The sequence below is a fragment of the Egicoccus sp. AB-alg2 genome (assembly GCF_041821065.1).
In the GTDB taxonomy this organism is placed as follows: Bacteria; Actinomycetota; Nitriliruptoria; order Nitriliruptorales; family Nitriliruptoraceae; genus Egicoccus.
The window spans coordinates 490,704-500,367 of sequence record NZ_JBGUAX010000005.1; the positions used below are offsets into that span (position 1 = coordinate 490,704).

12 protein-coding genes and 1 pseudogene are annotated in these 9,664 nt (G+C 72.6%); all 13 read left to right on the forward strand.

Going from position 1 to position 9,664, the window contains the following annotated elements:
• The first annotated feature begins 869 nt into the window (after nt 1-869).
• Nucleotides 870-1,076 (forward strand): helix-turn-helix domain-containing protein, encoded by a 207-nt coding sequence (locus tag ACERM0_RS12170; RefSeq protein ID WP_373678859.1) that lies wholly within the window; start codon nt 870-872, stop codon nt 1,074-1,076.
• Nucleotides 1,077-1,242: 166 nt separating this feature from the next.
• Entirely contained in the window at nt 1,243-2,193 is a 951-nt protein-coding gene (locus tag ACERM0_RS12175; protein WP_373678860.1) for a hypothetical protein, read from the forward strand.
• A 251-nt stretch (nt 2,194-2,444) separates the two neighbouring features.
• Nucleotides 2,445-3,029, forward strand: a complete 585-nt coding sequence (locus tag ACERM0_RS12180) for a hypothetical protein (protein ID WP_373678861.1) — start codon at nt 2,445-2,447, stop codon at nt 3,027-3,029.
• A 10-nt stretch (nt 3,030-3,039) separates the two neighbouring features.
• Complete coding sequence (locus ACERM0_RS12185; RefSeq protein ID WP_373678862.1) at nt 3,040-3,732, forward strand: SAF domain-containing protein; 693 nt, start codon at nt 3,040-3,042, stop codon at nt 3,730-3,732.
• Nucleotides 3,729-4,610, forward strand: a complete 882-nt coding sequence (locus ACERM0_RS12190; RefSeq protein ID WP_373678863.1) for a chromosome partitioning protein — start codon at nt 3,729-3,731, stop codon at nt 4,608-4,610. The genes ACERM0_RS12185 and ACERM0_RS12190 overlap by 4 nt, the downstream gene beginning before the upstream one ends.
• Nucleotides 4,610-5,953: a CpaF family protein gene (locus tag ACERM0_RS12195; RefSeq protein WP_373678864.1), complete on the forward strand. Its 1,344-nt coding sequence runs from the start codon at nt 4,610-4,612 to the stop codon at nt 5,951-5,953. Before ACERM0_RS12190 ends, ACERM0_RS12195 begins: the two co-directional genes overlap by 1 nt.
• Entirely contained in the window at nt 5,944-6,792 is an 849-nt protein-coding gene (locus ACERM0_RS12200; RefSeq protein ID WP_373678865.1) for a type II secretion system F family protein, read from the forward strand. The genes ACERM0_RS12195 and ACERM0_RS12200 overlap by 10 nt, the downstream gene beginning before the upstream one ends.
• Nucleotides 6,792-7,673 (forward strand): type II secretion system F family protein, encoded by an 882-nt coding sequence (locus ACERM0_RS12205; protein WP_373678866.1) that lies wholly within the window; start codon nt 6,792-6,794, stop codon nt 7,671-7,673. The genes ACERM0_RS12200 and ACERM0_RS12205 overlap by 1 nt, the downstream gene beginning before the upstream one ends.
• 13 nt (nt 7,674-7,686) lie before the next feature.
• On the forward strand, nt 7,687-7,881 hold the full coding sequence (locus ACERM0_RS12210) for a hypothetical protein (protein WP_373678867.1): 195 nt from the start codon (nt 7,687-7,689) through the stop codon (nt 7,879-7,881).
• A 1-nt stretch (nt 7,882) separates the two neighbouring features.
• Nucleotides 7,883-8,269, forward strand: a complete 387-nt coding sequence (locus ACERM0_RS12215; protein WP_373678868.1) for a TadE/TadG family type IV pilus assembly protein — start codon at nt 7,883-7,885, stop codon at nt 8,267-8,269.
• A complete protein-coding gene (locus ACERM0_RS12220) occupies nt 8,266-8,679 on the forward strand; it encodes a TadE/TadG family type IV pilus assembly protein (protein WP_373678869.1) in 414 nt (137 codons plus the stop codon). Before ACERM0_RS12215 ends, ACERM0_RS12220 begins: the two co-directional genes overlap by 4 nt.
• A complete protein-coding gene (locus ACERM0_RS12225; protein WP_373678870.1) occupies nt 8,676-9,104 on the forward strand; it encodes a pilus assembly protein TadG-related protein in 429 nt (142 codons plus the stop codon). The genes ACERM0_RS12220 and ACERM0_RS12225 overlap by 4 nt, the downstream gene beginning before the upstream one ends.
• A 1-nt stretch (nt 9,105) precedes the next feature.
• Nucleotides 9,106-9,664, forward strand: a pseudogene (locus tag ACERM0_RS12230) (hypothetical protein); the annotation flags it as partial.

The window sequence follows — 9,664 nt, forward strand, 5'->3', positions numbered from 1 at the left end:
TTAACTTCGTTCGGGATCCCGTCAAGCAACTCTGTGAGATGTTCTGCACGGGCCTCAACGGCACCATCCCGCGGACGCCGCAGTATCGCGATGTACGCATTCAGGATTGAGACCAGCCGAGATGACGCCGTGGGGGACAACGATGCTGCAGCAAGCACCTCCAACGCCGAATCTTGCCGCAGTCGAGTGAACGGCTCGCTCCAGGCAGCTTCCCGGCGTTCGCGCTTCTTCCGGCTCTGGCGTCCCACTAAATCCCCGAAGACAGGCGGCAACTAACACGCCATGATCGACGACACCTGCGACATTAGTTTGATTGCGCGCTGGCTATGGGCGGTCGGGCCGCGAGCGACAGCCTTCTGGCCACGCGCACAGCGGGAATTAGCGTGCAGGTATCCCCTCGTGTCGGACGGGCGGCCACCAACGACGCTCCGGAGTGCGCCGAGGACGAACGGACCGGCTCGAGATCATGCGGCCCACGCAGTCTGAACGATCGGGCTGCTCGGCAAGTCTGGTCCGCTGCTTCACGACACGAGGCCTGCACGAGGCCGATGGTGTAGCCGGCCGCACCCGTCATAGGGCGCGTCCCCCGCCGCTGCCGGCGCTGCATTCGAGTTGCGGCACGGAGACAGCCAGTGCGAGAACTGCCCTGCTGAATCTCTCGGTTGACGGCCTGGGGCCTGTGCCTCCCCGCTGCCGTCCCCTTTGCTCCCGCATCCTGCCCGAGCCCTACGAAGCTGCCGCACGAGGACCGACTCTCGGTCCGGACGGCAGCCCGTGTGAGCCATCCGTGAGTTCTATCCGGACGCTGCACGACGTCCAACGCACGGCACCACCAGCCCTGGTGTCGAGCAGACGAGGAGGGACGCGTCATGGCAACCGGCACGATGATCAAGCTGCTCACTGTGGTCGAGGCAGCTCGTGAGCTGGGCATTTCCCGATCGAAGGTCTACGAGCTACTCGCCGACGGCGAGCTCCCGTCGGTGCGCATCGGGCGGACCCGGCGCATCGCTGTCACCGCGCTCGAGGAGTTCGTTGCCGCCCACACGGACCGGGCACCCACGAGGGCCTCGGCGTAGGACTACGTCAGCGTTATCCACAGGTGGTTAAGAAGGACTGGTCAGCGGCCCTGGACATCCGTATCGTCGTCCGGGCGTGGTCGAGGGACCACGCGAGGTGCGAGTGGGGGCAGCCATGGGCTGTCGACACGTTTCACTGAGAAGCTCCCGGTTGGCGAAGGTCATCTTGGCCGGAAGCCTTGCCCTCGCCGCCTGTACCTCGACCGGCAGTGCCAACCCCGCCGAGGATCCGCCCGAAGCCGCGCCCCCTGCGACCGACGAGGACGGCCCCGACGACCCGCTCGACGAGCCTGACCGGCCGACCGACGACGAAGCGGTCGGTGCGGCCTACGAGGCCTTCCTCGACGCACTCACGGCCGCGATGGAAGCTGGCGACCCCGACCTCACAGAACTCACGGAACACGTCGATGGCGCGGGGCTCGTGAGTGCCCAGGCGATGGTCGTGAGCCTCACCGAGGCGGGTCGCGTCGCTCGCGGTGAGTTCGTCCCGTCGTTCGAGTCGATCGAGGTGATCGGCGACTTGGCGACCGTCGAGGACTGCTACCGGGCCGACCTCGTCGAGTACGACGCCGCCACTGATGAGCAGGTCGCCGACCGCGGCGGCGCACGATTCGCCGCCACCGCCAGACTGGAACGAGATGGCGGCTCTTGGCGGGTCACCGAGTTCGCGCAGGGAGACGTCTGCGCGCCCGCCGCGATCGCGGCCGAGGTCCGCGACCGGTACCTCGCCTTCTGGGACGCCGTCTGGAGCGCGGCCGATCCGCCCGACCCGGACCACCGAGGCCTGGCAGAGACCGCCGCCGGCACCCACCTCGAAGGCGTGCAGGCGCAGCTGACGCAACTGCGTGACGCCGGGCAGGTGCGTCGCGGCCGCGGGACGGAGCATCCGGTCGTCACGTACGTGACCGACCGTGACACCGCGGCCCTGGCCACCGACTGCGTCGAGGAGAACCCCGAGGGCGGGGTCTACGACGTCCAGAGCGGTGAGCGGATCGAGGGAGGAGCGGCGCCCGGGCAGCGGACCTTGCTCGAGACACGCCTCGAGCTCATCGAGGACGCCTGGCGTGTCGTCAACGTGCGCGTGGTCGAGGAGGACAGCTCATGCGCTTACGACTGACTCTGCGAGCAACCATCGTGTCGGGAGCAGTAGCCGCGGCTCTTGCCGCACCGGCTTTGGGTCAGTCGCCCGGAGACTCAGCCTACGGGTGGGTCGAGACCGACGACAGCGGCGCGACCGTCGGCGCCGAGGAGACCGTCACTACCCCGGTTTCCGGTGGGGCTGGTGGAGGAGGGGGGAGCACGCCCTGCACGTGGACGCAGGTCGAAGCCGACCTCGTGGGCGAGCAGGCGGAGCTGCTCTTCACGCGCATGCCGAACGCACAGTACGTCTGGTACTTGCAGGAGTGCACCAATCCCGACGGTTCTGTCACCACCACGTACATCCCGGTCGAGCCCTCGGATCCAGACCCGGCACCGGATCCGGAAGCGTTGCGGGCGAGCGCGCAGGAGCAGCTGCGGCTGCCGACCCCGCGGATCGCGATGAGCCCGCCAGGCGAGCAGGTCGTGCACGTCGCATCGTGGCTGTGGGTCGACGGCGACCTGTGGCGGCCGCACTCGAGCTCGGCGAGCGCTGGTGGGGTGACGGCCACGGTCACGGCGACCCCGTCCCGCACCCTGTGGGACATGGGCGACGGCGAAACGGTGGCGTGCGACGGGCCGGGCACGCCCTACGACCCGTCTCGAGCCGACGCCGCCCAGTCGATGTCCTGTTCCTACACCTACCACAACAGCTCGGCCGGCCGGCCCGGCCGCGGCTACCCGGTGACGGTCACGGTCGAGTGGCAGCTCGGGTGGACCGTCACAGGCGCACCGGGCGGCGGGGCGCTGCCCGGCCTGACGACCTCGTCTTCGACCACAGTCCCGGTCGGCGAGGTCCAGGCGCTCAACCAGTAGGAGGTGGACCGTGTCGACCACCACTCCCCCAGCCGCCAAGACCCGGCAACCTCGCGGGCGAGCACCGGATCTCCGCCTCGACCCACCAGCCGGTCAGGCACGTCGCCCGAAGCTGTCGTGGGTCGCGCTCGGACTCGCGGTCGTGCTGGCGGGCGGGTTGTTCGGCGCGGTCACGCTCGCCCGGGTCGCCGACCGGGCCCCGGTGCTGGCGCTGGCGATGCCGATCGAGCGCGGCGAGACGCTCACCGACGACCACCTGCGTGTCGTCGACGTCGCGGCCGACGAGCAGCTCCCGCTCGTGACGGCCGACGACCGGTTGCAGCTGGTCGGGCTGACGGCGACCGGCCCGCTGCCGGCCGGCAGCCTCGTGACCCGCGAGCAGTTCTCGGATGGGCCGCAGGTCGCGGACGGGTTCAGCGTGGTCGGGCTGGCGTTGCAGCCCGGCGAGTACCCGATCGCCGCGCTCACGCCCGGGGATCGGGTCGAGGTGGTCCGCACCCCGGATCCGACCGGTGTGCGCAGCGACGGTGGCAGCGGTGCGGCGGTGCTGACCGATGACGCGGAGGTGTACGCGGTCGGGCCGTTATCGGAGACCAGCGCCGGGCTGATGGTGTCGCTGACGGTGCCGCAGGACACCGGGCCGGCGATCGCCTCGGCGGCGGCCGAGGGCCGGGTGCGGCTCGTGCTGGTGCCGGCGTCATGACGGTGGTCGCGCTCGCGTCGGTCAAGGCGTCGCCGGGGGTGACGACCTCGCTGCTGGCGCTGGCGGCCACCTGGCCGGGCCAGCGGCCGGTGCTGCTGGTCGACGCCGACCCGGACGGCGGCAGCCTCGCGGCCCGTACCGGGCTGCTCACCGAGCCGGGGCTGACGAGCCTCGCCGCGGCCGCCCGTCGGACGCTCCGAGCTGGCGAGCTGGAGCGGCACACCCAGCCGCTCCCGGGTGGCGGGGTGCCGGCGCTGGTCGGGCCAGCCGACCCCGAGCACGCCAGCCGGGCGCTGCAACTGCTCGGCGGGCCGCTCGCCACCGCCCTGCGTAGCGATCCGGACCGGGACGGGCTGGTCGACTGTGGCCGCCTGCGGGCCGGCTCGCCTGCCGCGCCGCTGGCCGCTGCCGCTGACGTGCTCGTGGTGGTGGCCCGTCCTCGCCTGGACGAGCTCCAGCACCTGCGGCCGGCGCTCCCCCGGCTCCTGGCGGTCGGCGCCCGGCCGGCGCTGCTGCTGGTGGGCGAGGGTCCCTACCCGCCCGGCGAGGTCGCGGCCGCACTCGACGTCACGGTGCTCACGACGCTGCCACACGATCCTGCGGGGGCCGACCAGCTCTCGGGCCAGCGGCGCCGTGCGGGCCGGCTGGAACGGACGACGCTGCTGCGCGCCGCCCGGGCGGTCGCCGAGCAGCTCAGGGCCGCCGACGAGACCACGGGAGGCGGGGCTCATGAGTCGTCCGTGAGTGACGAGCCGGCTCCACCAGCGTCCACCACGGCCGTTCGTGAGCGATCCGTGAGTGGCAACGGGCACCGTGACCGGACCGGCTGGGTCGCGGCGCTCACGCGCGGCTCACCGACCGCGAGGGAGCCCGACTGATGGACGCCGAGGTGGCCGTGCTAGCGCAACGGTTCGCAGCCGAGGCCGCGGACCGTCTCGCCCGCGAGCGCGACACCCAGCCCGACGGGGCCGGCAGCAACGGTCACCTCACGGGCGCGGACGAGCGGGCCTACGCCCGCAGTCTGATCGCCGCCGCGCTCGACGCCGAGGCCCGCCGGCGGCTACGTGACGACCTCGACCCGCTGCCGGAACACGTCGAGGACGAGGTGGCCCGGCAGGCGTTCGACCGGCTGTTCGGGCTCGGCCGGCTGCAGCGCTACCTCGACGACGAACGCATCACCGACATCCACGTCCAGGGCTACGACACGGTCTGGCTCAAGCACGCCGACGGCTCCCGCCACCGGGGCGAGCCGGTCGCGGACTCCGACGCGGAGCTGATCGAGCTGTTGCGCACCGCTGCGGCGAGGGCCGGGCGGACCGAGCGGCGCTTCGACTCGTCCCAGCCGGAGCTGAACCTGCGGCTGCCCGACGGCTCGCGGCTGTTCGCGATCATGGACGTCTCGGCACGGCCGAGCTTGACGATCCGCAAGCACCAGTTCGACCTCGCTTACCTCGGCGACCTCGCGCGTCGCGGCACCCTCGACCAGCCGCTGGAAGCCTTCCTGCGCGCGGCGGTGCTGGCCCGCCGCTCGATCGTGATCGGTGGCGGGATCGGCTGCGGGAAGACCACCCTGATGCGGGCGCTGATCAACGAGATCCCGCCCGACGAACGGCTGGTCACGATCGAGGACGCCCTCGAGCTCGACATCGACCGGTTCGACACGCTCCACCCCAATGTCGTCACGCTCGAAGCCCGCGAACCCAACATGGAAGGGCACGGGGGCATCACCCTCGAGCAGCTGGTCCGCATGGGGTTGCGGATGGATCCCGACCGGGTGTTCGTTGGCGAGGTCCGGGGATCGGAGGTCCTGCCGATGCTGCTGGCGATGAGCCAGGGGCAGGACGGCTCGATGTGCACCATCCACGCCAACACCGCCCGCGGGGTGTTCCGCCGGCTGCAGATGTACGCGATGCTCCCGCCCCACCGGCTCACCCCGCCCGATACCGCGATGCTGATCGCGAACGCGGTCGACCTGGTGGTCCACCTCGACCAGCAACGCGATCCGGCGACCGGCACCACCCGCCGCGTCGCGACCAGCGTGCTCGAGGTCCGCGACGTCGACGGCACCGAGGTGGTCGCCAACGAGGTGTTCCGCCCCGGCCCCGACGGCCGTGCGGTTCCGACCGGGACGATGCACGACGAGTCCCTCGCGGCGCTGGAAGCGGCCGGGTTCGACCGGACGCTGCTCACCGATCTGGGAGGGCAGCCGGCATGGTCCTGATCGGTGCGGTGTGCGGCGCGGCCCTCGGCCTCGGGATCCTGCTGATCGTGGTCGGGCTCCGCGGAACTCCACCGGGGCCGCCCCGTCAACCCCGGCGTGCCGACGGGGGCCAGCCTCAGTGGCTGCTGCAGGCGACGGCCGCCGTGGCGGCGGCGATCGTCGTCCTGCTGCTCACCGGCTGGCCGGTCGGGGCGCTGCTGGCCGGACTCGTCGCGGTGGTGGTCCCGGGGACACTCGGCCGCATCCGACAGGAGGCCGACATGGTCGCCCGCACCGAGGCGGTAGCGGCCTGGACCGAGCTGCTGCGCGACACCCTCGCCGCTGCGGCCGGCCTCGAGGAAGCGATCGCCGCCACCGCGACTGCGGCCCCCGAACCGATCCGTCCCGAGGTGCAGCGGCTGGGCCGCCGCCTAGACCACGGGACGCTGCCTGACGCGCTGGAACGCTTCGCGGACGAGCTCGCCAACCCGGCCGCGGACCTCGTGGTCGCTGCGTTGCTGACCGCCGCCCGCCGCGAAGCCCGGGAGCTGGTGCCGCTGCTGACCGAGCTCGCCCGCTCCGCACGAGCGGAAGCCGAGATGCGGCTACGGGTGCACGTCAGCCGCGCCCGGATCCGCACCGCGGTGCGGGTCGTGGTCGGCACGCTCGGGCTGTTCGCGGGCGGGCTGCTGCTGTTCAACCGCCCCTACCTCGCCCCGTACGGCACCGCGGTCGGGCAGCTGGTGCTGCTCGGGGTCGGGGTGGTGTTCGCGGCCGGCTGGTGGCTGCTGCAGAAGATGGCCGCGATCGAGGCACCCGAACGGTTCCTCGCCCGCCCGTCCGAGGGGCGGTGGAGCTGATGGTCACCGCCGGACTGGTGGCAGGCGCCGCGATCGCAGGTGGGCTGCTGCTGGCCGCCGCGGGGCTGCTCGCCCGGCCCGAACCGCTCGCGAGCGCACTCGCCCGCCTCGACGGACACCCGGCCCCGGCACCCGACCGGCGTGACGCCCGTGCGAGGTCGGTCGGCCGGGCCGGTGACCTGCTCGCCCAAGCCGGGCTCGAGCGGCCCGAGCTCGACCGCGACCTGCAGGTCGCCGGACGGACCCGCGAGCAACACCTGGTCGACAAGCTTCTCGCGTTCGTGGCCGGGCTCGCGCTCCCGCCCGTCCTCGCGATCATCGTCGCGCTCGGCGGGGTGCCGGTACCGATCGGGTTCACGGTGCTGGCCGCCGCCGGCCTGGCCATGGCCGGGTTCGTGCTGCCCGACCTGCTGCTGCGCCGGCTGGCCGCCGAACGCCGTCGCGGGTTCCGCTACGCCCTGTCGAGCTACCTCGACCTGGTCAACGTGATCCTCGCGGCCGGCGCCGGGGTCGAGACCGCGCTGGCCGACGCGGCCGACGCCGGCCGCGGCTGGGCGTTCGACCAGCTGCGATCCGCGCTCGCCCGGGCCCGGCTCGCTGGCGAGAGCCCGTGGCGGGCCTTCCAACGGCTCGGCGAGGAGCTCGACCTGCCGGAGCTGCGCGAGACCGCATCGGGGCTCGCGCTGGCCGGTACCCACGGCGCGCGCGTGCGGGCCTCGCTGCAGGCTCGCGCCCAGGCAATGCGCAACCGCGACCTCTCCGACATGGAAGGCCACGCCGAGGCCGCCACCGAGCGCATGTCGGTGCCCTCGGTCGTGCTGGTCGTCGGCTTCATCGTGTTCGTCGGTTACCCGGCGGCCTACGAGATCCTCGGGTTCTAGACAGGAGGAGGACATGAACGAGCTCCGCCTACTCACCGTCCTGTGGCACCGCTACCTGGCCCGCCTCGACGCCTCCCGCGACCAGGACGGCGCCATCACGACCGAGACGGCCATCATCACCGCGATCCTGGCCGGGCTCGCGCTCGCGGCCGGCGCCATCATCGTCGCAAAGGTGATGGCCAAGGCCGAGTCGATTCCGACCGACTGACATGCCCGCCAGCAGCCGTGGACAGTCCGGCAGCGCCACCACCGAGCTGGTGCTGCTCATGCCCGTCGTGCTGCTGCTGGTTCTGCTGATCGTGCAGTTTGGCCTGTGGCTGCACGCCCGCCAGGTTGCCACCGCCGCCGCACAGGAAGGGCTGGTCGCCGCGCAGGTCGAGACGGGCACTGCCGCCGCCGGCCACGGCCGTGCCGTGGCGTTCCTCACCCAGGCCGGCGGGTTGCGCGAGGTGCGCGTCGACGCCGCCCGGGACCTGACGACCGCCCGTGTCGTGGTGACCGGCACCACCCCGGCGGTGATCCCGGGTACGGCTCTCGGCGTCACGGGGGTCGCCGAGGGGCCGGTCGAGCGGTTCGTGGCGGAGCCCGACCGATGAGACGCGAGGACGGGTCGATCACCACCGAGGTCGTGCTGCTCACCCCGGTCCTGTTGGTGCTGCTCGGGTTCGTGGTCATGACCGGCCGGATCGGCGAGGTCGACGGGGCCGTGACCCACGCCGCCCAGCAGGCCGCCCGCGCCGGCACGCTCACCGGCACCGCCGACGCTGCCCGTTCCGCTGCGGGCGCGACGGCTCGGGCGAACCTCGACCACCACGGTGTCACCTGCAGCCGGCTGGACGTGGCGGTAGACACGAGCCGGTTCCGGCCCGGCGGGGACGTAACCGTCGAGGTGACCTGCACCGTGGCGCTCGGCGACGTGGCGTTCACCGGCCTCCCCGGCCAGCGCACCGTGAGCTCGCGGGCCGTGGAGGTGGTCGACGTGTACCGAGGAGGTGGCCTCCCGTGACCGCCGGCGCTGCTTCCAGGGCCGAGGACGGCAGCGTGTCGATCCTCGTGGTCGGGCTGGCCACCGCCCTGCTGATGGTCGCCGGGCTGCTCTACGACGGCGGCCACATCCTCGCCGGCCGGCGGGAAGCGTTCGCCGTCGCCGACAACGCCGCCCGCGCCGGCGCCCAAGCCCTCGACGTCGGCGCTCTGCGCGGCAGCGGCACGACCCGCCTCGACCCTGCAGCCGCCAGCCGTGCCGTTCACGACTACCTGGCGCGCGTCGGCCACACCGGCACCGTGAACGTCGACGGGGACCGGGTCCAGGTGGTCGTCGCCATCACCGTCGAGACCCACCTGCTCAGCGCCGTCGGCCTGCACACCCGCACCGTCACCGGCACCGGCGAGGCCCGGGCCGTGCGCGGCATCACCGGACCAGGAGGCTGACGTGCACCTACGACACCTCGACCTCCTCCGCGGCCTCACAGCGCTGACCCTGCTCCTCGCGCTACTCGTCGGCCTGCCCATCGCCCTGGTCACCGCCGTCGGCTGGCCCCTGCCCACCGAGCTGCCGACCTGGATCGCGTTCCAACGCACGCTGACCCACGGTGAACTCGACACCTGGACACTCGTAAAGGCGCTCACGGTCCTCGTGTGGCTCGCCTGGGCACAGCTGGCGGCCAGCGCCATCGTCGAGCTCGTCGCCATCGTGCGTGGCCGCCGAGCCACCACCGTGCCGAGCTCCCGTGCCCTTCGGCACGCGGCCGCGAACCTCGTCACCACCGCAGCGCTGCTGTTCAGCTCGGCAGGACGTCTCGCCGACGCCGCCACACCCCCACCCCCCGAGCTCCACGTCGCGCTCGCCACCGCGCCGCCAGCTCCGGCCCTCCCTGGGGCGCCCCTCCCCCGGAGTACCGGTGAGCCACGAATGCACCTCGCCGCAGCGCCGACGTCCGTCGAAGCACCACCCGCCGACGCACCAGAGCGAGGCGCGGCACCGACCTGGC